This is a genomic window from Enterococcus sp. AZ149, assembly GCF_051714285.1.
Lineage (GTDB): Bacteria > Bacillota > Bacilli > Lactobacillales > Enterococcaceae > Enterococcus_D > Enterococcus_D entomosocium.
Window position 1 is genome coordinate 554,691 of sequence record NZ_JBIORO010000001.1, and the last position, 21,714, is coordinate 576,404.

A 21,714-nucleotide genomic window follows, 5' to 3' on the forward strand; every position below is an offset into this window, starting at 1 on the left:
GTGGATAAAGTGTTTTTATAATAAATCTATCGGAGGTGCGTATGTTTAAGATAGGTGAATTTTCAAAGCTCTCTCAAGTGAGTATCAGAATGTTGCGTTACTATGATGAGATGGGTCTATTAAAGCCCGATAGGATTGATATGTTTACTGGTTATCGACTGTATTCGGCTGCTCAATTGCCTGAACTCAATAAAATACTCTATTTACGTGATAGCGGCTTTAGTGTAGCAGAAATTGCGGTGTTGCTGAAAAACCAAGAGCAGGACTTCCTTGCAGAACAATTAGAAAGAAAAAAAGATGAAATTGAGACAACTATAGAGGTGGAAAAACAAAAATTAATCAAACTAGAAGTGGCTAAATTAGAATTGACGAAGGAACGAACAGAGCGCCATTATCAGGTCACAATGAAAGCAGTCCCGAGTTATCATGTGCTCTCCCTTCGCAAAGTCATACCAAATTATTTTGCTGAAGAGGAACTGTGGAGAGAACTAGCCACTTTTATGGAGCTTCATAAAATAAAGAATTTCGGACAATCATTTTCGATTTATCACGACCAAGAGTTTAAAGAAAAAAATGTCGATGTTGAATTGTGTGTGCAAGTGAAAGCAGGCCTGCAAGTAGATTCCAAAGTATTTTCCATCTACGAAACGGAAGCAGTGCCAATTATGGCGTGCACGATGGTGTACGGTGCATTCTCCAACATAGCCAACGTCTATTTGTCCTTGGCTGAGTGGCTACAAGAACATCCTTATTACCAAATGGACGGACCAGACAGGCAAATCGTGCATCGCGGTCCTTGGAATGAGCAGGAGGAAAGCAGTTATTTGACTGAAATACAAATACCACTCATAAAACGATGAGTAGCAGATTTTTCTATTTTTTCTTGACTCTCACATTGTGTCAGGCACTATTCTAAGAGCACAAAGAGGAAATGGAGGAAAGAAAATGACAGAATATAAACTACAACCGATCGGAATCATTCAAAACAATGAGGACGGATGCTTGCTCAAGCTAAAGAAAGAATATGTTCCAGCTTTAGCAGGGATTGAAGGATTTAGTCACCTTCAATTAGTATGGTGGTTCAGTGATTTTGCGGATGCAAAGTATCGAATGATTTTGGATGCTGAGCAACCCTATAAACATGCGCCTGAAAAAATGGGGATTTTTGCTACGAGATCACCCATCCGACCAAATCCAATTGCATTAAGTGTTGTTCAAGTATTATCAGTCGATGTTGAGAAAGGAATTCTTTCTATTCCTTATATTGATGCAAACGACCAAACGCCACTAATAGATATCAAACCGTACACACCAAGTTTGGATCGAGTAGAAGTGCCCAGAGTTCCTTCCTGGTGCCATCATTGGCCGAACAGTTTAGAAGAATCTGCTGATTTTAATTGGGAAAATGAATTTAATTTTTAGAGGATGAAAAAATAGAGGAATCAATCGGAAGATTGTTGGCGCAACAATGAAAATTTAAGAAATGTCGATGTTCGATTCAAGTAAAGAAAAAACGCGGTTTGTTTTTAAGGGACATCCTCCGCTATAATTGGGGGGAACATTAGGAAGAGCGAAAGGAGTACACCACATGCTAACAGGCAACAAAGTCACTTTAACCCCTGCGGAAATCAAAGATAAAGAGGCGGTCTATCAATGGTGTTTTCACTCTGAAACCACAAAATATCATTCCGGACCACCTTCTTATCCTAATGCACCGATCGCCACTGAAGCAGAGTTTTTTGAGGACTATCAAGAGTATTACTTTACTGGTGCCCAACCGCAAGATGGCAGAGGCTTTTTGATTCTACATGCAGGTCAACCGATTGGCTTTATTAGCTACTCCTCATTTCATCTAAAAGACGGCATAGCAGAGTTGGATATCTGGTTGAATCGGGAAGTTCATTGTGGCAAAGGATTTGGTACCGATGCGATCGTAACCCTCGGTGATCATTTACATGAAACATTCGGCATTCAAAAATTGATGATGCGGCCGTCGAGAAAAAATATCCCTGCAGTCAGATCTTACGAAAAGGCTGGTTTTACGCAATCTACCCAAGACCTTGCTGACTATTTGTTGGAAGAGTATCTTACTTTATATGCCGAAGGGGATTATGGGGCAGAAGAAACGGTGACATTGATCAAAATGTTTCCGTCAACTGTATTGAGCTGATCTGGCTGATCTGGCCGATCTCTAACATTCGGCTTCAAACGATTAAAGGTTATTTCATGAAAACAGTCCATTTCACTTTGCAAGCAAGGGGAAATGGACTGTTTTTTACCTTTTAGCAATTTAAGGTCATTCAAAATACTCCTTCTTCGCTCTATCTTCTAACTTCGTTCGCACTCTAAATTCCTTCCTATGCAACAGTTATTGAAAAATTGCATAAGCCCTCTATCCTTGCTATTCCAACATTGAGAACAAAACATAAAATAAACATAGTTTTTTTGCAAAATTCCGAGAAACAGCGAGAATGTTTGTGCTATAATGGTCGCTCACTGTAAAAATTCAATAGAATCTGGGAGGTATAGCATGCAGGAATACATTACGATCCACAACGCCAGGCAGAACAATTTGAAGGGCTTTGACTTGAAGATTCCCAAAAGAAAAATCACGATTTTCACGGGTGTCTCTGGTTCTGGCAAGTCATCGATCGTCTTTGACACGATCGCACAAGAAGCTGGTCGACAGCTGAATGAGAACTTTTCGAAATTTGTCCGCAACTTTTTGCCAAAATACAGCCAGCCCGATGCGGATGCCATCGACAATCTTTCGATGGCGGTAGTAGTTGATCAAAGCCGTTTAGGCGGCAATTCCCGCTCTACATTAGGGACGATCACGGATATCAACCCCTTGATCCGCTTGCTTTTTTCTCGTCTTGGTCAACCGTATTTAGGTCCTGCATGGAATTTTTCCTTCAATGACCCTCATGGGATGTGTCCCACTTGCGAAGGGATTGGGCGGATCGTCGGGTTAGATTTAGAAAAGGCACTGGATCTTGAAAAGTCCTTGAACGAAGGGGCGATCCTGCTTCCTGGCTACAAAGTCGGCTCTTGGCTACTGAAGTCCTTCACCAATACGGGCTTTTTTGACAATGACAAGCCGTTGAAAGAATATAGCGAAGAGGAAATGAACCGCTTTTTGTATGCCCAAGGAGAAAAAATCGATTCCTTGTATATGGAAGGCATGAGTTCCACCTATGAAGGCTTAGTCGCTCGTTTTAATCGCTCCAATATCAAAGGTGGCAATGAAAGCTCCGCTGCTACGCAGAAGAAAATCGCTTCTTTCATGAATGAGCAGAAGTGTCCTGACTGTCAGGGAAAGCGATTCAATCCACAAGTACTCGCGTGTAAAATCGCGGGCTATTCGATTGCGGACGTTTTGGCGATGCAAGTGGATGAACTATTGACGGTTCTTCAAGAAATCTCGGAGGAGAGTGTCCAACCCCTGCTTCAAAACATCCAAGCGAGAATCACTGATCTGATCAATATCGGGTTGGATTATGTTTCCTTAGACCGTGAAACAACGACGCTTTCTGGTGGGGAAAGTCAGCGGGTAAAAATGGTCAAACACTTGTCTTCTAGCTTGAACGATGTGATCTACATTTTTGATGAACCGAGTATTGGGCTGCATCCAAGGGATGTCCATCGATTGAATGAATTGTTAGTCAAACTACGGGACAAAGGGAACACCGTCATCGTAGTGGAGCATGACCCAGATGTCATTAAAGCAGCCGATCACATTATCGATGTTGGTCCTAAAGCTGGAAAAAATGGCGGCTATATTACTTACGAAGGAACCTTTGAAGGTTTGCTGCGCTCAGATACACTGACTGGAAAAGCCTTTGGACAGATGGTGGATTTCAAAGAAGCCCCTCGCAGAAGCCAACAGTTTATCGAAACGAAAAAATCGACGCTGCATAACTTGAAAAATACAGCACTGCGGGTGCCATTAGGGGTATTTACGGTGGTGACCGGTGTCGCTGGTTCTGGAAAGAGCAGTTTGGTAAATGGTGTTTTTGCCAAAGAATACCCTGAAGCCATTACGATCGATCAATCAGCGGTGGCGGGGAATATTCGCTCTAATCCTGCAACCTATTCAGGAATCATGAATGACATTCGCAAGTTGTTTTCGCAAGAAAACAAGGTTTCAGCAGGTCTTTTTTCCTACAATTCCGAAGGTGCTTGTGAAACGTGTAAGGGCCACGGGACCATCAAGATGGAGCTGTCCTTTATGGATTCCGTCGAGGTTTTGTGTCAGGCATGCGGCGGCAAACGGTTTAAAGAAGAAGTCTACCAGTATCGCTTGAAAGGCAAGTCGATCGATGAAGTCCTTGCCATGAGTATCACGGAAGCGGTGGAGTTTTTTGAGGAAAAAGCGATTCAAAGAAAACTAAAACAGATTTTGGCTGTAGGTCTAGGATACATGACCCTCGGACAGCCATTAAATACCTTGTCTGGCGGTGAATGCCAACGACTGAAGTTAGCAAAAGAATTAAGCAAAAAAGGCAATATCTACATTATGGATGAACCAACGACCGGATTGCACATGGCCGACATCAAAAGCATCTTGGCGATCATCGAACGATTAGTAGAAAAAGGCAACACGGTGATCGTGATCGAACACAACCTTGAGGTCATGAAAGCAGCGGATTGGCTGATCGATGTCGGTGTTGATGGTGGGATTCGCGGTGGTGAAATCTTGTACGAAGGAACCCCAGAACAACTGATCAATTGTCAATCGTCGATTACTGCGCAGTATTTATTTTAACGAAAAAGCCAAGACTAGCCGTAAGCAGCTCTTTTCATCGAGTGTTGCTTGCGGCTTTTTTTCATTCCATCGAAGAAGCGATTACAAGTTAGAAAATAAAATTCAGAACGCTATTTTTTTCATTATTAGTAGGTTTTTTGATAAAAATACTGTAAATTTGAGTATATAATTACCAAATAGTGGTCTATTTATGTAATAGTATAGAAAAGAATCTCTTGAAAAAGGAGTGGAGTGGATGAGAGAGCTGCAATTGGCCTTCATCAGCAACCGCACAACCGCGCGGTTGTTTCGGCTGTTGAGTACGATTGAGCGAGATCGGGTGTTTACGATTGGCGACTTAGCTGAGCGCAATCAGGTAACTCAGCGGACGATTGCCAATGATATCAAATACATGAAAGAATATTTTGGGGACAGTATAGTTCTTGTTTCCGGCAATAGCGGGTTTGTTTTCGAAGAGAAAAAGCCTACAGAATATCAAAAAAGAAAACAAAGTTTGTTAAAAAATGAATGCTTATTTGAAATTATCGGGAATATCTTTCATGGCAAGTTAGCTAAGGTGGATGAGCTAGCACATCATTACCATTTTTCAGAGAGTACATTTCGGCGCTTACTCAATCAGCGCAACCCTATTTTGAAAAGCTATGGCTTACAATGGACCTCCAATCCTTTAACGATTGAAGGAAGCGAAGCCAACTTACGTAAGTTTTTCAAAGATTTTTATTATGAAGGGGTCGAAACGATCTATACATTGGTCCCAGACCAAGCATTGCATGACCTGATTTTAGGGCAATTGGATGACAAGTTCGGCTATTATGAAATCGGATCTGGGGCGACCCCCGCAGCGTTTTACTATACGTTTTATATTGCCATCAAACGCGCGAGCCTTGGCTATCATATCACTGTGCCCAAAGAACTGGTCAGGCAAGCGTATAAAGGGAATAGTTTCGCCAAACTTTATTCCTTGAAAAAAGGCATTGAAGAAATCTATCAGACCCAGTTGCCCAAAGAAGAATTTGCTTGGATTTACTTGGTCACCCTGTGTAAGCGAACCTTGGATCAAGAAGAACGAGAGCAAAAATTTTACCGTCAGTTTCATCAAGGTACAGCGATTGCAAACGTGGCCGAATTGTTTCTGCAGAACCATGATGTGCCCAAAGAGCAAGCCATTACGGTTGCAACATTTTTACGTTCTTTCTTTTTATCGAGGAAAATAAACCATGCGATTGCGCCGGTTTTGAACAAGGAAATGGATGATATCAAAGAAGTGATCATGCGTTCCAACAGCGAGAATTATCAAAAGAACTTACAATTTCTTAAGGAGCAGAGCAAAAAACTCTCTTTGTCTAGTGCTTACTTAGAAGACATCTGTGTCAGTTTAACAATTTATAGCGAGTTGATTTTCGATTATTACGCACCAGCAAAAACCATTTATTTTCTCCTAGAAGGAGATCATTTTGTGTGCCAGCACATTCAAACTCGAGCAATCCAGCGGTTTGGCAGCAAGCACGAGTTGACCTTTGTGCAGCTGCAATATTTAACAAAGAAGACGCTAAATGGATCACATATTGATTTGATCGTGACCAATTACAATCGCTATCTCGTCGATTACAAAGTCAAAACAGATTATTTATTATTAAAATCTCTTCCAGATGATCGAGATTGGGAACATCTTGAACGGAAAATAAACCCGTATCAAAAACCGCTTTTTTAAACCCATTCCCGTACCTTTCACACAGTGAAAGAGGTAGGTTATTTATTCATCTATTTCAGGTGTTTATGAAAATAATGATTTTCTTTTGCTAAAGGACCACGCTATTCTTAGTTTAGTAAGGACCACGCGTGATACACTTACAGTTTTTTTCGTCTCAATAACCTTCGTTTTTAAGAAATCGGAACTCGTATGTAGATATTATTTTACAAAAACCCAATCTAACAACTTTCTTCAGACATTTGATTCGTCCAAATGTCTTTTTTTGTCGTTCCCCCAAAAACGAAGAATATTGAGACAACTTTGTGTGAAAAGGAGGAGGCTGTTTCTTAGCTTCAACCTTCTTGACGCACCAAAGACTTGAAGAAAGGAGGATATGATGAAACTACTTACATTGTTTTCTGCAGTATTCCTACTAAGCAGCACGGCGGTCAACACGACGCTGGCGTTCCAGCAAGTTGCTTATGCAGAAACAGAGTCACTTTCTGAAGAGACGCAACACTCCTCAACTGAGGAAACCACTAATTCTGCTGATCTATCGGAAGACCAAGAAACAACCGAAGAAAGCAGTGAAGAACAATCTTCTTCGGAAGCCACGGATGATTCCACGACAGCTAGCCAAGAAGAAGCAGAGGAAAATGAAGCACTGCCCGAAGCAGAAACGCCAGATAGCTCAGAAGATGAAGCGGAAACAGAAGCTGAGAATGAGCAAGTCGAAAGGTTTGATGCTGAAGCTTCAGCGGTCGCATTGACTGTAGCAAGTGAGGCGCAATTGCGGGCAATTTTACTTGGGGAATCCTTCACCGATGAAGATGGCACGGAGTATCATTACGAAGAAATCGCCAATGATCAATCCTTGGTGCTTACTTTTGCCAACAACTTGGCATTAACTGAGCCAATCAGTGGTATCCAACGGGCAGACGTTACTTTTCGTAGTCAAGATACACCTGTGATCGTTTCGCAGACGGCGGCAGAGAACCTGATGCAGTTTGCGGCACCTGTTCAACTGACTTGGCAAGGGGTGCAACAACAAGGCATTCAGTCGGCGCAAGGGCTGGCTCAAACAACTGGGGCTTCAACGATTACCTTTGAAGATACCCAACTGGAGCTGACCACTACCGCAGGACGCGTGGTGAATAACAACCAAGCACATCTTCATTTCAAAGGAACCAATGTGGTGACGACAGCGACGTCTTCCATTCCAACGTTATTCACGGCTGAAGGACTCTTGGTCGAAGGCCAATTGACGATCAATCATCGCTCATCAAATGCCACACCAATCTTTGAAATGAATCAAGTAGCAGTCGCTAGCCAAGCTGAAATTTCTGTCACCCGAAGTACCAACAGCAATACTGGCACTGTCTTTCACATGACAGGTACCGCAGCAAGCCTTGATTTTGGTCAAGGAAGTATGACCACGATTCGCCAATCTGGCGCAATGGTTTCCCTACCAAATGCCAATCAAGATAGTCGGTTGACGCTAGCAACCGGGGCAACACTAGATGTTGGCACGGGACAGGGGCTTTCTGGTAATTCCACCAGCACGCTAGGCGAAGTAAGGTTACAAGCAGGGAGTCAGTTAAAACTATCTGAGTACGGGACGGTCAGCGGGACGCCCGCCATCAATGTCGGACACCGCTTCATCGTTGAAAATAGTACCGCGGACCAACCTACCATTATTGAAGGAACGCGGACGGGCACAACGACCGGAGCTTTTATCCAGCTCCAAAGTGCAAATTCCTCCATCGATTTTGGGGAGAATACACAAACGCGAATATCGCAGCATGGACCGATGTTTACGGGTGTGGCTAGTACCACGATAGTGATTCAAGACCACGTGAAAATGAACAATCAGCATAGCAACGGGTTTAATGGCAACGTAGCAGTCAACAGTATTGCGATTGGTGATCAGGTGGATATAACCATAAGTGAACCTAGTAATGCCACTGTTGGTCAAGCGTATCGAACCTTTTTCGCAACGTCTTCGGTTCAAATCGGAAGTCATACAACAATTGACGTGCCGAGAACGCGAACGACCTCTTCAGCAAGTACATCGAATGTCGTCATCGGCTTAGCATCAAGCAACGGGAAAATCACCATTGGTGACTATTCTGAAATAGCCGTGAACCAGCGAGGGGCGTTTGTCAACGCAAGTTTGTCCCATGTCACTTTAGGGAAATACTCAAAACTAACGGGCGTATTAGGGAATGGTTTTACCGCTGGAACGATGGTCGATCAATTTGAGCTGCTTGAAGGGGCTGAAATCAATGTTGCTGAGCATTCAACGAGCACAGCAGCCAATTCTTTTTCCGTGCAACGACGTTTCTTCCTAGGAGAAAAAGCAGCGATCAATTATTCTCGCACATCATCAGCAGCCAATCCTTTCATTGCACTGGGTTCAACGTCGACGGCTTCACAATTTTTGTCAGAAGCAAATGCAACCATCACCCTCAATCAAGTAGGACCATTGGTGACTGGTCGCAGCACAACAGATATCTATATTGGTGAAGCAAATACGATCAGCCTACAAACCGCACAAGGCTTTACCGGTGGTACCTCATCTGCTGCTTCTTCAACCATTCGCCGGTTGCATGTGGGCGATCACTCTGAAATCACCGTTTCTGGACGAAGCAATGCAAATGTTGATTTTTTCCGGTTTAGAGAAGAAATCAAACTAGGTCGTGAAGCGGAAGTAACGGTCAATCATACAACGCGACAAGCTGCACGAGCCGTTTTTCGTTTAACCTTGGCGAATTCGAAATTTACGATGGAAGAAGGAAGTAAAGTCGAAGTTGATACTGGTGGACGATTTCTACAGGGAGTCGGAACAACAGATCTGTTATTCGGCGAAAATTCCTATACGAGAATAAACGCTGCTAGAGGAATGACAGGAAACACCACTGTTCGTTCAGTTACGCTTGCGCAACATGCTGAAGTGCATTTGACAGAGCCAACAACGACGGCGATTCAAAATTCAGCAACAAGTCAAAATTATTCCAGAATCCGAGTATCACAAAGAGTGGAGTTGCAAGACAATGCTACCATGACGTCAAGAAGAGATCGAACGACTTCAGATTCCCGATTTATTTGGTTGACTGCTAGTAATTCATTTGTTCGGATTGGTAAAGGGGCTACCCTCGACGTGGATCAATCTGGAGGAATCTTTAGAGTAACGACTTCCTCTAATTTCATTCTCAATGATGAGGCAACATTTAAAGGTGTTGCGAGAGGTTTAAATACTCAGGCGGGAGGCAATGCCTCAAGCAATCATTCGAATTCATTTGCGAATATCACAGTAGGGGCCAGAGCTAATTTTTCCATGACCGATAATCGGACAGGCATGGGAACATCGGCGGAATTTATCAATCGCCCGTTAGTCAATGTGCGGAATTCATTTTCGGCAGGAGAAGATTCTACGGTTGTATTGGAAACCATAAGAAATAAATCTGAAGTTCTTTATTTCAGACTTGCCAATGCACGATTGAATATAAACAATGTGAATTTGTTTGAAATTAGTCATCCTACGACAAGAACTGGTCAAGCCAATGCGCAATTGCAGCGTTTGATCCGATCTGCACAAAATACGGTTGCGAACGGTTTGAGAATCAATGTTGCGAGTCAAAAATTAGCAGTTTGGGAAAATGCTTCTTTAGATGAACCAACAGAAGAATTTATCAATATTTCCGGAACGATGCGAATCAATCGAAATGGGGGGAATACATTCCCTTATGGCGGCACAGGAAATGGCGAAGCGCGTTCCAGATTACTGAGTGGCGAGCAATTAGAGGGTTCTTTGGAAAGTCTGGAAAAACAAACGGACATTTACCAAGTGATTGCTAAGAATAACTTCAATAAGATTCGTTTTTCAGAACCAGAAGGCCTCATTGCCCGAATCGATGCATTGAGTGATCAGTCGACTGAAATCACTGGTTCCATGTACGAGGATACCGATGTCACCTTGATCTCCTATACAAATACCGATGGAGAAGTCGTCGAATTGGACAAAAACTCTGAACGAATCGAATGGGGCGACTATCGGGATGAAAATCAGCTGTATCGCTATTTCCGCATTCCCTTAAGAGAAAATGAGCGATTGGAAACAGAGACAGAAGTGTCGATTTTCTTATCGAAACCTTCGATTGAGACCTATGTCGATGTGACCGCTCGTCAAACCGTGATTAAAGGTGTGAATTTTGAAGCATACAATATCACTTTAGATCGCTATAAAATTAATGAATTAAGCACGCAAGAAGAATTAGATGCTTTGATCCTTCAAGAAAGTCGCGCGCAAGCCGTAAATGTGTTGACGGAAGCGGATATGACGGATGACTTTCGCATCGTAGAAACGGATCTTACACGAGAAGTGGACGAAGACGGCAGTTACTTCGCTGTTCTTGAGGTGGGGAATAAAGCCTACCAGATGACCATCGGTATCGATGTGACATCGAAACTGGAGCATATGCGGGTGACAATCCCGACCAAAATGGTCTTTGAATCCTTGTACAATACGGCGGAATCGAATCGTAATTTTGAAAGCCAAGCGTATGAGATCCGCAATCAATCGCCACTTGCTGTGGATACCTATATCAATCAATTGGCGATCGATGATTATGCCGGAATCGTCTTGTTAGAAGAGGGAGAAGATCCCCTCGATTACGCTGAAAGTGAAAGCGAAGAGGAAGACCCAACCCTTACTTATGACGATATCTCAACCCCGCTGTTGCGATTGAACCTAAAAACGGAAGAAACCCAGATTCAACTCTATGAAGCGATGGAAGAACAACACTTGGTTCGCTTAGAAGAAAGAAGTCGCGTGCCGATTTCCTTAACAGGGGATTTCTATGGGGATTACCCGCAATGGGTCGTTGATTCAGAAGCCGATCAAGGCGGGTATTATGAAGACTTGCTCGTACCGAATTATCGCATCGTCTTACGCTTTGTTCCACGAGACTAAGAAAAAAAGATCGTACCAAATGGGAAGGAGGTGAATCCATTGGAGCAAACGAATCAAACCGAAAACAAAAAACGACGGAAATGGCTCTGGTGGTTGTTGCTATTGGCAGTACTTGCCGGTGGACTCGGGTACTATTTCTATCAATCAAAAGAAGCAGTTCCGTTGATCAGTGCAGACCTTTTGCCTGAATCTGGCGATGCCACCGATCAGCGATTATCTGAACGGGCGCAGGAAATTGCAGATGCGAATTATTTCACCCTGCAAATCAATCCAGAAGCCATTTTTGAAGATGGTCAAAGCACGGGATCCATCGAAATCGTTAATCCAGGCACCAATGTGTACCCAATCGCCGTGGATATCTCTTTACTGTCGAGCGGGGAAGTCATCTATTCTTCCGGTGCGATCTATCCAAATCAATTTGTTGAAAATGTCGCCTTAGCGACACCATTGGCAAAAGGCGAGTATCCTGCCAAAGCCACCATCAATATTTACGACCCTGAAAGCAAAGAAAAACAAGGGGTCACTGAAGCTGAATTAACGATTATCGTTAAGAATTAAAAAAAGGAAAAGTGAGGAAATAAAAATGAAAAAATTTGTAGCAGCTATTCTAAGTACAGCAACGATCGCAGGAGTAATCGCAAGCGGCACCACCGCTTTTGCGACACAAACTATTGACGGACGTGAAGGCGATACGTCAGGAGATGTCCAAGTAAACGGGATCATCGGTGAATTCGATAATACAACACCTGGACCAAATCCCGATGATTTGAACCAATGGATCAATGTAACGATTCCAACGACTGCTTTGTTCTATACGACAGAAGCGTCAAGTCATACAGAGATCGTTTCGCCTACGTACACGGTGACAAATAACTCAGCAGTTGGTGTGATCGCTTCTGTTGCAGGTGTTGATACACCATTGAATATGTCTGAAGTAGACTTGTTAAACGTAAACGGGATTGAGTTGTTTGAAAACGGCACACCAACTGTAACAGAAACAGAATTGTTTACCCTTGAAGGCAACCAAGGAACGAATGAAGGGACGTTTGCGTTCACTGGTGAAGCAACTCCTGTCAATGCATCAGAAGAATCAAACCCAAGTTTCAAATTGGTCTTGAGTTTTGCGCCGGATGTAGAGGAAGACTAAAAACTGAAATCCCAGTAAAGAAGGGATCTATCGTATGAAAAAACGAAAAAGAATCATTTTTTTCATCGCTGCATTACTGGCTCTGACTGTCTGGGATCTATCAGAAACCGTTGTCGCAGAGGCGACAACAGGGCAGGTCACTGTGACTGGTCGAATTGGTGAAACAGCGAAGGAAGAGGAAGAAGCAGACGATGACAATAAGAAAACGATCGTCGCAGATGCTTCTCAAATCGGACAAGGGAAATTACCGCAAACAGGTTCTTCAAACACCACTCGTTTGATCATCCTTGGGTATGCACTCTTAGTACTGTTTGTCATTGCAACGACAAGAAAAAAGAAGCACGGTGAAAGCGTCGCTCCTTAACTATCGTCATCGCTAGAAGCGTAAAGGAGAAACTGTGAGGAAAACTTACAGTTTCTCTTTTTTAATGAAAGAGTAGAGCGGATAAAAAATGAATCAAAAAGGTAAGCAGTCCTTAGTGATACCACAAACGCTGTATAAGTGAGGTCAGTGATAGTTTTGAAAGGATACAGAAGATGAAGATCAGGAAAGAAGCGTTTGAAAGAACCATCATAAATAGTGAATATATTGGCTACTATTATCATCTGCTGACTGCAGATTCTAGCCCCTATCCCCAAGGGGAACAAATAGATAAGATGCGTTACTTATTAGAAAATAATCACATAGAAGAAATAAAAGCGAATGCTCGCTATTTGTTCATTTTTCGTACGTATAAAGTACCTAGTGTCCTACAAAAAGAGTATCAGTTGTTGGAAGAATGCGTCTCGTACATCTCAAATTTGAACACCCATTTGTTGATGCCTCAAGAAGCAATTGAGCAAAGTCTTTCAATCAAGGCAGAAGATGAGGCGAAGGATCAAAAAGAGCATTACAAGCAGCTGGTCAGAGGGTTGCTGGATATTCTTCATTGACTACTGGACCTTGGTGTTTTTTCAGTAGCTAGAAAAAGTAGTGAATAGATAACGAGAAAGAATAGGCTGAGACTTAGGAAGAAAATAAGGGGGCTTGTTCCCCTCAAAGAAAGGAGCAAAGAAGCTTGACTGTATTTACTTCAAAGATAGAATATCTTGATGGATTTCAAAAGAAATTTACGGATTCCAATCGTGAAAATGGTGCCTTAGCCTCTTATGTAGAAAAGCAATTAACGTTACTTGATCAATTGGTAGCAGGGATTTCTCCAGAAACATTTTGGGCGATCACCCCAGATATTCTGGGAATCGATGCCAAACTGGTTTTAGTCACAGAAATGATGCGATTTGACGATTTTTCCGATGACGAGATCATCCGAATCGTCGAAAAAGATTATCGCTTTTATCTGAAAGAATTGTGCGGTTACAATCTAGGAATGGAAACGAAGCATTCTCTGGTTTTCAACGTGAGATAAATCAAGGAGGGGAATAGTCGGAATCACTTCTAGCAAAACGATTTGGTAAGAAGTGATGAGTATTTTTAATGTTTCTGCAATTAGTAAAGGTGAGCGATTGAAATAGAAGGTTTGTATCGAAAAAAAGGGTGAATAGACAAAAAGCATTCAGGAATTGGTTTCTTGAATGCTTTTTGTCTATTCATCTATCTGAAAAAGGTCTTTGCTTTGGTTTCTACTCCCTCTCATGTAAAATCACCGTTAAAACGATGCCGAATCAGTAAAAATTCTGCAAATAAAATTATTTGTGTTATATTTGAAGGGCATCTGTTCATTTTTTTAATATTCATTTATTTTTAATCGCGTATAGTGAGAAAAATAAACGACGCGATGGCTATTTTTTTCGCTTTAATTGATTAGCTGGGGAAGGTTTGTCCAAATAAAACCCTTGTTGAAGAAAAATCTCTTCTTCAAGCAAGTACTCATGGATATCCGAGGTTTCGACCCCTTCGACAATAAATTGGATTTTACGATTGCTGGCGATATTTCGCCAGAAGTCGATCAAAAAGAAAATCTCCTTTTGGGACAGCACTCGCAACGAGATAGGCGAAAATTTGATCACATCGATTTTATCCAGCATCGGTGCAATATTTGTCAGTGAATGAATGCCTGTCCCTACATCATCCAATGCGACAGAAAAGCGCATCTTTTTTATTTGGTTGATTTTGTTCATAAGAAAAGACTTGGGATCACAGGCGATAGAAGGTTCCGTATCGTCTTCGGTGATCTCAATCAAAATACGATCATGGTAGGGTGCTAAGTCAGCTAACATCAGAAAGGTTTCTGGGTAGCTGAGTTGTTGCGGGTGGATATTAAGACTGATTTTTGTTTCTTCATTCGGGTGAAGTAAGCTGAAAATTTCATTTCGGTACCATTGCAGTAAGCGAGTGTGTAGCTTTTTGTATTTGATCACTTGCTGGAAGAAGGAAAGGGGAAACCTATTTCTTTCGGTACTTCTCAATAATAATTCGTAGCCAATCACTTTCTGACTATCTGCTTTCATTTGAAAGATAGGCTGGGCATCAAAATATAATTGGGGAAATATCGATAAGAGTTCTTGTTCTATTTTCTCAGACATTGGTTTCTGCTCCTTTCTGGGGTAGTTTTATTTTTGGTTTCATGAAGTGCAGGAAAGGAAGATCGAGTTCTTTACCTGCATTGTTAAAGAATCGAGCCTTTCAAAATCATGGGCGAAGGATTTTAAAGAAAAATCTATGAAAGAAAGAAGGAATAGTGTGTTTGTCCATCTGATTTATGCTGCGATCTATTCTGTTTTAGTTGTAAGCTTGCTCATTTCGTATGATCTGTTTATCAAGAACTTCAAAGAATTGAATTTACGCTTGTCATTTAAAATTCTTATCGGTGTCGTTCTGTTCATTTCGCAAGTCTACTTTATTATATCATTTTCTTTGAACAGTATCGGTTATGTTGCGTATGAATATACGATTCCAATCTTTATTTATTATTTTGGTATCCTCAAAGAAAAAATATATCTGATTGGGCTGGTCCCCGTCATCTTGCTAACTTTTTTTGCATTGATCAATAAATTCGAATGGGGAGCCATGCTCTTTATTATCGGATTAAATTACATCATTTTAATCATTACTTGCTTATTAAAGAAAAGATTTTACGGACAGACAAATCATATTGTCTTTTATCTATTTTCGATTGTGGTTACGGTTGTCTCGCCGATGGTCAACGCATTGCTTTTTCACCGCCGTGAAGTTGGTCTTTGGGATGCTGTCACTTTAGGGATTGGATCAGTGGCAATCGTTTCTTTATGGAAGTATTATCTGCAGAATCAAAAAAACTTTCTCGAAAAAATCAATACGAAGATCATTGAGCGCAATTATGATGAGTTGACGAAGGTAAAAAATTTCCGTAGTTTGAACGAAGATATTTCAAAATTGGTGATAAACGAGAAGGATCAGCTGGTCGTGGTGATGATGGATTTAGATCATTTTAAGCAGATCAATGATCACCATGGACATCAAATCGGCAATCAAGCCTTAACCTTCTTTTCGGATAAACTGACGACATTTCTCTATCAAAAAAGTCCTTCCCATTTAGTCGAAGTCTATCGGTATGGTGGCGAAGAATTTTTAGTCCTATTTAAAGAGAATACTTCCGTGTCAGTGAAAAAAATTATTGAAGAATTTCATTTGTTCTTAAGCAATGAACAGTTGAAACTAGAGGGAACACAACTGACCCTTTACTTTTCAGCAGGGATTTCAGAAGCAGCCTCTGCGTTAGACATTTCAGAAACCTTTTACCAAGCAGATCAAGCATTGTACGAAGCCAAAAGGAAAGGCAGAAACCGCACGATTATTTTTTCTTGAGACGCTTGCTTTTCTCAAGTGGATAGGTGTTGTAGGAAGCCAAAAGGAGAGACAAGGCCGTATGATTTTTTTAGACGAATGCTTTTCAGAAGAAGTTTTAATAAAGAGACAATGTTCGCAGGCTTCTTTTTCCAGCGTCGTGTCTTTTTCAAAGGGAAGAGAGGAAGCAATCTGGTAAGTATAACGGTTTACTAAACGGTTTGCCGATTATCTTGAGAGGTTAAGCGAGGATAGAAAGGCAAGGAGAGTGCTTTTTAAGAAGTGGAAAGAAACCACTTCTTTTTTTGCACCAAGCATTGGGTAGCCGCGCTTGGCAGCATCGACTTGGTTTTCTGGCGTGTTTACAGTCTTTAAAAGCAATGGTATATTTATTTGATAAGTAAATAAAATTATTTTGTGCCTGTGCGTAATGATTACTGACTAAGGAGACTTCCCTATGAAACCAATTCGGCGAACACTGTACCAAAGTGCTTTGTACGTAGCTATTCCTTTGATCGTGAGTCTACTGATTGGTTACCTAGCCAAATGCTCACTCCTGATTCCTGCATCCATTATTTATGGCGTTCTTTTGGTGTTTATGATCCCTTCCGACAGCTTTTTATCAAGCAGCGTGGACTACCAAACGAAAAGCATGAATCCAAGTTTTCGTCCTCCGCCATTAAAGAGAAGGATCGAAGGTGCGCCAGAAACGATCAATTTCCTCTTCGTTTTAACGGCACTGGTTTTGTGTTTGCTGCTCTTGTTGGTTGGGTAAAGGGAATTCATAGAAATCATGTACTAAGAAGAATGTCGAAAAGAAAAGGAGAACAGCGATGAAATTACTCAAACAAATCAATTTAATGGATGATCAAAAAACAATAAAGAGATTGAATCTCGCGGCGATCCCTAGTTTTATTTTTTTCTATGTGTTCTTTACACTCTTTGTCTTAGGTGGTCATGGGTCAAATGCTGAAACTTCGTTTATTTTCGATCTTTTGCTCTTAATGGTTGCTTATTTTATTCTCATCATTATTCATGAATTGATCCATGGTGCCTTCTTCAAGCTTTTTGACCCTAAAGGGAAGGTAAAGTTTGGGTTCAAAAATGGGGTAGCATATGCCACGAGTCCCCATTCCTTTTATTCAAAAGGGAAATTTGCCATCATTTTATTGGCGCCATTCCTTGGCATTTCTGTGGGTCTCTTTCTATTTTATTTATTTGGCTGGTTGACGGCATCTCTTTTCACCTTGATTGCTGCCGCACATGCCGCTTCTTGTGTGGGAGACTTTTACTTTCTTTTTCTGATTGTTAAAGCACCAGCGAACAGTTGTGTAGAAGATACTGAAGTGGGGTTGAATATTTATCAAGGAGAGTAGTTTATTTTTTCAATTGATCTTGGCAAAATCAAAGAGCAAGAAAATGTATGCTAGAAAATCTCTTACAAAAAAACAAACACCTCAAAAGTGTTTGTTTTTTTGTAGGACTGTTTATAAATAACGTATATAGCAAGAAGACTGTTCGGCCGACAAAAAGAAAATTTGTTTTAAACGACCGTTTTCTTACTAGCGCTTTACCGATACAACGGCAAACTACCAGCGACTTTATTGATACTCTTTTTCTTGCCTTTTAAACAAAGACCAAAATAAGCCAGTGTTTCTGTGGGAATTGTCTCAAGCGTCTGACGGTATTGCTCGTAAGAATTGGTGGTCTGAGCAACATCGGAAAAATCAATGATGGTTACTTCTGGATCTGCTTGCTGACTGATCGATTCACGAATGGTCTGCAACTGCTCCTTGTTCGTTTTTAAGATAGGAATGGGAAAGTTGACAATGCCAAGGTGTTTTCTGCCTGTCGAATCGTAAATATCTTCTCCGATTCCTTCGGGAAACAATTTGCCCAAGGTTGCGCCTAAAATTGCAGCAGTATTTGCAACTAAGCCAATCGGTAATTGTTCATCGATAATCATGACACATTTTTCTTGGTTATTCATACGTTCTCACTCCATCTTCTTGGTAAATTGTTTGGTAAGCTTTCGGGGTGACCCCAATCAAGCTTTTAAAGATACGGGTAAAATGACTTTGGTCACTAAAACCTGTCAGAAAAGCGACTTCTGCAATTGCTTCTTGTGCTTCCAGTCTTTTCTTGGCAGCACTGATGCGCACCGTACTTAAATATTGAAACGGCGACAGCCCATACGCTTTGGTAAATTGCCGAATCAAGACGTACTGATTCATTCCAAGAACGTCACTTAATTCACTCAAGGACAATTTTTCGGCATAATGTTGATCGATATAGGCTTTTGCCGCTGCGGCTTTATTTGAAACCGGATCTGTTTGTTCGTGGGTGAAATCCGCATACTGAACAAGCAGGTCGTGAAGGAGACAAGTAAAGCGTTCTTGCTTTTCAAACTCATCGCCGCGATCCGACAGCAACAGCTGGTGCACTGCATGAAATTCCTCTTTTTCTTTCACTTGGCGAATGACCGGTTCAGGAAAGTGCGGCGTCAATTGAGTGTTAAAAATTTTTTGTACTTGTACCGCCATGTTCTCCGGGGTTAAGTGGATATTGCGGTAAACCAGCTTTTCCTCCGTGAGTTGCTGGCAGCGGTGGGCAGCCTTTGGCGGAATCAAAATCAAGTCGCCTGCTTCAACGATATAGCAGGTATTTTGACAGGTGAATTGACGCGTCCCAGCTTCCATCAAGCCAATCACATAATATTCGTGCCAATGGTTAGGAAACTCCTGCTGGATGCCGTTAAATAATAAAGCCTCTACACCAAGGGTGCTATCTTGAATGATTTTTCGTTCATTTCTCATCTGCATTCTCCTTTTTGTTACTATAACAAAAGTGGTTTTTGGTGAATAGAATGATATTGACTTTTGACTATTTTTCTTGATGGAGGCCCTTGATTGGGACTGAGAAAAGGGACTGGAGAATGTCGGGAAAGAGCGGATCAGCCTTGAAGAAAGAACAGCAGGTTATTTTGACGATTCTATGGAATGAATCAAAGCAAATAGACCATGCACCGTGAAAAAAATAACGATAAATCCTTGGCATTTGAAAGTTTTATTGATGGAAGTATGGTACCATTTGACTGCAGTAAAGTTTGTGACGGTGGCTATCTTTGAAAGGTGGTGGTGCTTATGAATGTAAGTACTAACTCTTCAGAAAGGAGAAGCCTTTTTGTCCACAGCGGAAGCAATCGGGCTAATGATCAGTTTTGGTACATTTACCGCCATGCTGATCTTTGGTATCCTAGCCGCAGTGAAAAATGACAAAAAAAATAACCGTCGACTTTAACAGGGAAACGGTTATCTTTTAAGTTAAAAAACCTGTCGCCGTCTTAAATGGCGCTGCAGAGGGGTTGTGGCAACAACTCCTCTTTACATAGTTAGTATAGCAAGAAGAGAGTGATTTTTCAACTTTAACAAGGATATTTTCAAACAAAATCGATAAGCGACATAGGCAAAACCTTATTCTCAATTGGAATAAGGTGTTCGATGTAGTCATTTTTGAAAAGTGTTCGAACATCTAAAAACGAATGCAATGTTTAAAGAAAAGGGAAGCATTATTATCGAAACTAGCGGCTAATAAGTTCCAGATAAATTCTGGTACATTTATTGCCGTGCTGCTCTTTCGTATCCTAGCCACAGTGAAAAATAACAAAAAAGTAACCGTCGACTTTAGCAAGGAAACGGTTATTTTTTTACTAATAAAACCCTGTCGCCTTCTTAAAAGGTGCTAGAGAGGAGTTGTGGCAACAGGTTTCTTCTATACAGATCACTATCGATCATATTCGTGAATGCTAATCTACCAATCGCTCGAGATCGTAGGAAAAACCGTTTTGCTTACTTAGTTCCTTGTAAAACAAGCCACTTTTCTTTATTGTACGTTTCTGTGTGGCTAAATCTAAAGAAACTAAGCCGTAGCGGTTTTTATATGCATTGATCCATGACCAACAATCAATGAATGTCCATAGATGATACCCTTTTATATTACAGCCATCTTGAATTGCTTTCCATAAATAGGCGAGATGATCTTGGATAAATTCAATGCGATAGTCATCAATCACCTGACCATTTTCATCCATGAACCGTTCTTCATTAGCAACACCCATACCGTTTTCTGAGATAAAGGATTCAATATTTCCATAGTTATTTTTGATGTCCATACATAAATCATAAATTCCTTTTTCATAGATTTCCCATCCACGATATTCATTCATTCGACGACCAGGCATAATATGCGGTTCAAAGAACCATTCTGGTAAGAATGGACTTTCTAAATTAACGGCAGAAGTTCTTGCTTTGACACGGCGTGGTTCATAGTAGTTTAGACCAAGTATCTGCGCGGTATTCTCTTCAATAATTTTTAGGTCTGTGTCATTGAAATCAACGGGTAATTGGTCATATTCCTCCAGCAAAGAGACTAGTTTTTCTGGAAATACTCCTTTGACCATGGGATCTAAGAAACTACGAGTATAAAAAAGATCCGCAATTTCTGCTGCTTTTTTATCTGCTGAATTTTGGCTTCTTGGGAAAGTCGGACTCAAATTGAGAATTACTCCGATTTTGCTAGATAGCTGGTATTTTTTAAAAGTTTGAATGGCTTTTGCATGGGCTAATATGGTAAAGAACGCTGCTTGAGCACCACGTTTAAAATCAATGAGATTTGGATAGTGAAAATCTTCTAAATAAGAGCCCAAGATTGGCCCCAAAGGTTCGTTAAAGGTGAACCAATGATAAACTAAGTCGCCAAACGCTAGAAAACAGGTATCAGCAAAATTTACATAAGCTTCAACAACTTCACGTGATTCCCATCCCCCTTTATCTTGTAATTTTGCTGGCATGTCAAAATGATAGAGATTCGCAAAAACTTTGATATTATTATTTTTCATTTCGGTAAAAAGATCTCGATAATAGGCTATCGCTTTCTCGTTCGCTTTACCAACCCCATCATTTGGAAACATTCGTGCCCATGAGATAGACACCCGAAATGAATTGTGCCCGGTTTGTTTCATCAATTGAATATCTTCGTGGTAACGATGGATATGGTCTGTCGTAATACTAGGTCCAATTCGTTTATAAAAACGATGAGGTTCTTCGTGAAACCACCGATCCCATACGGTCTCTGCTTTTCCTGTTTCTCCACGCCCTTCAGATTGTTCTGCTGACCAAGCGGATCCCCACCAAAAGTCAGCTGGAAATGTTAACTGAGTATGTATTGACATTATCGTTTCCTCCTGTTCGTTTTTAACAGTGTAACATTGCTTTTGGTATAAATAAATACTTTTTATTAAAAATATATATCTTTTTGTGGTGGGTATGGTTTTAGCTGTAAAAAGACAATTTTTATGTTAAAGTATAAGTAATAG

At 41.1% G+C, this 21,714-nt stretch carries 19 protein-coding genes; 15 read left to right on the plus strand and 4 right to left on the minus strand.

Features of this window, described 5'->3' with window-relative positions; genetic code table 11:
• The first annotated feature begins 41 nt into the window (after nucleotides 1-41).
• The 11 genes from IGI94_RS02590 to IGI94_RS02640 all read left to right on the plus strand — a co-directional run bounded on the left by IGI94_RS02590 (nucleotide 42) and on the right by IGI94_RS02640 (nucleotide 13,983).
• A complete protein-coding gene (locus IGI94_RS02590; RefSeq protein ID WP_438899395.1) occupies nucleotides 42-860 on the plus strand; it encodes a MerR family transcriptional regulator in 819 nt (272 codons plus the stop codon).
• A gap of 85 nt (nucleotides 861-945) precedes the next feature.
• Nucleotides 946-1,422, plus strand: coding sequence for an SAM-dependent methyltransferase (locus IGI94_RS02595; RefSeq protein WP_034872811.1), 477 nt, complete (start codon nucleotides 946-948; stop codon nucleotides 1,420-1,422).
• Nucleotides 1,423-1,588: 166 nt separating this feature from the next.
• Complete coding sequence (locus IGI94_RS02600; RefSeq protein ID WP_438899396.1) at nucleotides 1,589-2,170, plus strand: GNAT family N-acetyltransferase; 582 nt, start codon at nucleotides 1,589-1,591, stop codon at nucleotides 2,168-2,170.
• A gap of 360 nt (nucleotides 2,171-2,530) precedes the next feature.
• Nucleotides 2,531-4,768: an ATP-binding cassette domain-containing protein gene (locus tag IGI94_RS02605; protein ID WP_420694568.1), complete on the plus strand. Its 2,238-nt coding sequence runs from the start codon at nucleotides 2,531-2,533 to the stop codon at nucleotides 4,766-4,768.
• A 235-nt stretch (nucleotides 4,769-5,003) separates the two neighbouring features.
• Nucleotides 5,004-6,479, plus strand: a complete 1,476-nt coding sequence (locus tag IGI94_RS02610; protein WP_016620737.1) for a helix-turn-helix domain-containing protein — start codon at nucleotides 5,004-5,006, stop codon at nucleotides 6,477-6,479.
• Between the two features lie 373 nt (nucleotides 6,480-6,852).
• A complete protein-coding gene (locus IGI94_RS02615; RefSeq protein ID WP_438899397.1) occupies nucleotides 6,853-11,430 on the plus strand; it encodes a hypothetical protein in 4,578 nt (1,525 codons plus the stop codon).
• Between the two features lie 39 nt (nucleotides 11,431-11,469).
• Nucleotides 11,470-11,988 (plus strand): hypothetical protein, encoded by a 519-nt coding sequence (locus tag IGI94_RS02620; RefSeq protein WP_034871937.1) that lies wholly within the window; start codon nucleotides 11,470-11,472, stop codon nucleotides 11,986-11,988.
• 25 nt (nucleotides 11,989-12,013) lie between these two features.
• Nucleotides 12,014-12,577 carry a hypothetical protein gene (locus IGI94_RS02625; protein WP_008377887.1) on the plus strand — a complete coding sequence of 188 codons (564 nt, stop codon included), beginning with the start codon at nucleotides 12,014-12,016 and terminating at the stop codon, nucleotides 12,575-12,577.
• A 34-nt stretch (nucleotides 12,578-12,611) separates the two neighbouring features.
• Nucleotides 12,612-12,941 (plus strand): LPXTG cell wall anchor domain-containing protein, encoded by a 330-nt coding sequence (locus IGI94_RS02630; RefSeq protein WP_438899398.1) that lies wholly within the window; start codon nucleotides 12,612-12,614, stop codon nucleotides 12,939-12,941.
• Between the two features lie 173 nt (nucleotides 12,942-13,114).
• On the plus strand, nucleotides 13,115-13,510 hold the full coding sequence (locus IGI94_RS02635; RefSeq protein ID WP_061053740.1) for a hypothetical protein: 396 nt from the start codon (nucleotides 13,115-13,117) through the stop codon (nucleotides 13,508-13,510).
• A gap of 125 nt (nucleotides 13,511-13,635) precedes the next feature.
• Entirely contained in the window at nucleotides 13,636-13,983 is a 348-nt protein-coding gene (locus tag IGI94_RS02640; protein ID WP_016611346.1) for a DUF7006 family protein, read from the plus strand.
• A 373-nt stretch (nucleotides 13,984-14,356) separates the two neighbouring features.
• On the opposite strand, the gene IGI94_RS02645 is transcribed toward IGI94_RS02640, so the two are convergent.
• Nucleotides 14,357-15,100 carry an EAL domain-containing protein gene (locus IGI94_RS02645; RefSeq protein ID WP_005232094.1) on the minus strand — a complete coding sequence of 248 codons (744 nt, stop codon included), beginning with the start codon at nucleotides 15,098-15,100 and terminating at the stop codon, nucleotides 14,357-14,359.
• Between the two features lie 136 nt (nucleotides 15,101-15,236).
• Here IGI94_RS02645 and IGI94_RS02650 point away from each other — a divergent pair, with 136 nt between their 5' ends.
• The 3 genes from IGI94_RS02650 (at nucleotide 15,237) to IGI94_RS02660 (ending at nucleotide 17,716) form a co-directional block, all read left to right on the plus strand.
• Nucleotides 15,237-16,361: a GGDEF domain-containing protein gene (locus IGI94_RS02650; protein WP_228085375.1), complete on the plus strand. Its 1,125-nt coding sequence runs from the start codon at nucleotides 15,237-15,239 to the stop codon at nucleotides 16,359-16,361.
• A 436-nt stretch (nucleotides 16,362-16,797) separates the two neighbouring features.
• The gene (locus tag IGI94_RS02655) at nucleotides 16,798-17,115 is read left to right on the plus strand and encodes a hypothetical protein (RefSeq protein ID WP_008377898.1); all 318 of its coding nucleotides are present in this window, start codon (nucleotides 16,798-16,800) and stop codon (nucleotides 17,113-17,115) included.
• A gap of 58 nt (nucleotides 17,116-17,173) precedes the next feature.
• Entirely contained in the window at nucleotides 17,174-17,716 is a 543-nt protein-coding gene (locus tag IGI94_RS02660) for a DUF3267 domain-containing protein (protein ID WP_005231440.1), read from the plus strand.
• A gap of 194 nt (nucleotides 17,717-17,910) precedes the next feature.
• On the opposite strand, the gene IGI94_RS02665 is transcribed toward IGI94_RS02660, so the two are convergent.
• Nucleotides 17,911-18,330, minus strand: a complete 420-nt coding sequence (locus IGI94_RS02665; RefSeq protein ID WP_005232083.1) for a DUF2000 domain-containing protein — start codon at nucleotides 18,328-18,330, stop codon at nucleotides 17,911-17,913.
• Nucleotides 18,323-19,156, minus strand: a complete 834-nt coding sequence (locus IGI94_RS02670; protein WP_008377906.1) for an AraC family transcriptional regulator — start codon at nucleotides 19,154-19,156, stop codon at nucleotides 18,323-18,325. Before IGI94_RS02670 ends, IGI94_RS02665 begins: the two co-directional genes overlap by 8 nt.
• Before the next feature lie 367 nt (nucleotides 19,157-19,523).
• Between IGI94_RS02670 and IGI94_RS02675 the strand changes: the two genes are divergently transcribed.
• Nucleotides 19,524-19,640: a putative holin-like toxin gene (locus IGI94_RS02675; protein ID WP_080646931.1), complete on the plus strand. Its 117-nt coding sequence runs from the start codon at nucleotides 19,524-19,526 to the stop codon at nucleotides 19,638-19,640.
• A 505-nt stretch (nucleotides 19,641-20,145) separates the two neighbouring features.
• On the opposite strand, the gene IGI94_RS02680 is transcribed toward IGI94_RS02675, so the two are convergent.
• Complete coding sequence (locus tag IGI94_RS02680) at nucleotides 20,146-21,570, minus strand: glycoside hydrolase family 1 protein (protein ID WP_016619910.1); 1,425 nt, start codon at nucleotides 21,568-21,570, stop codon at nucleotides 20,146-20,148.
• Nucleotides 21,571-21,714 lie beyond the last annotated feature (144 nt).

Coding starts and splice junctions, on each gene's coding strand:
- IGI94_RS02595 (WP_034872811.1), top strand. CDS start 946: ATGACAGAATATAAACTACAACCGATCGGAATCATTCAAAACAATGAG.
- IGI94_RS02630 (WP_438899398.1), top strand. CDS start 12,612: ATGAAAAAACGAAAAAGAATCATTTTTTTCATCGCTGCATTACTGGCT.
- IGI94_RS02650 (WP_228085375.1), top strand. CDS start 15,237: ATGAAAGAAAGAAGGAATAGTGTGTTTGTCCATCTGATTTATGCTGCG.
- IGI94_RS02610 (WP_016620737.1), top strand. CDS start 5,004: ATGAGAGAGCTGCAATTGGCCTTCATCAGCAACCGCACAACCGCGCGG.
- IGI94_RS02665 (WP_005232083.1), bottom strand. CDS start 18,330: ATGAATAACCAAGAAAAATGTGTCATGATTATCGATGAACAATTACCG.
- IGI94_RS02655 (WP_008377898.1), top strand. CDS start 16,798: ATGAAACCAATTCGGCGAACACTGTACCAAAGTGCTTTGTACGTAGCT.
- IGI94_RS02615 (WP_438899397.1), top strand. CDS start 6,853: ATGATGAAACTACTTACATTGTTTTCTGCAGTATTCCTACTAAGCAGC.
- IGI94_RS02605 (WP_420694568.1), top strand. CDS start 2,531: ATGCAGGAATACATTACGATCCACAACGCCAGGCAGAACAATTTGAAG.
- IGI94_RS02590 (WP_438899395.1), top strand. CDS start 42: ATGTTTAAGATAGGTGAATTTTCAAAGCTCTCTCAAGTGAGTATCAGA.
- IGI94_RS02660 (WP_005231440.1), top strand. CDS start 17,174: ATGAAATTACTCAAACAAATCAATTTAATGGATGATCAAAAAACAATA.
- IGI94_RS02635 (WP_061053740.1), top strand. CDS start 13,115: ATGAAGATCAGGAAAGAAGCGTTTGAAAGAACCATCATAAATAGTGAA.
- IGI94_RS02625 (WP_008377887.1), top strand. CDS start 12,014: ATGAAAAAATTTGTAGCAGCTATTCTAAGTACAGCAACGATCGCAGGA.
- IGI94_RS02645 (WP_005232094.1), bottom strand. CDS start 15,100: ATGTCTGAGAAAATAGAACAAGAACTCTTATCGATATTTCCCCAATTA.
- IGI94_RS02600 (WP_438899396.1), top strand. CDS start 1,589: ATGCTAACAGGCAACAAAGTCACTTTAACCCCTGCGGAAATCAAAGAT.
- IGI94_RS02680 (WP_016619910.1), bottom strand. CDS start 21,570: ATGTCAATACATACTCAGTTAACATTTCCAGCTGACTTTTGGTGGGGA.
- IGI94_RS02670 (WP_008377906.1), bottom strand. CDS start 19,156: ATGAGAAATGAACGAAAAATCATTCAAGATAGCACCCTTGGTGTAGAG.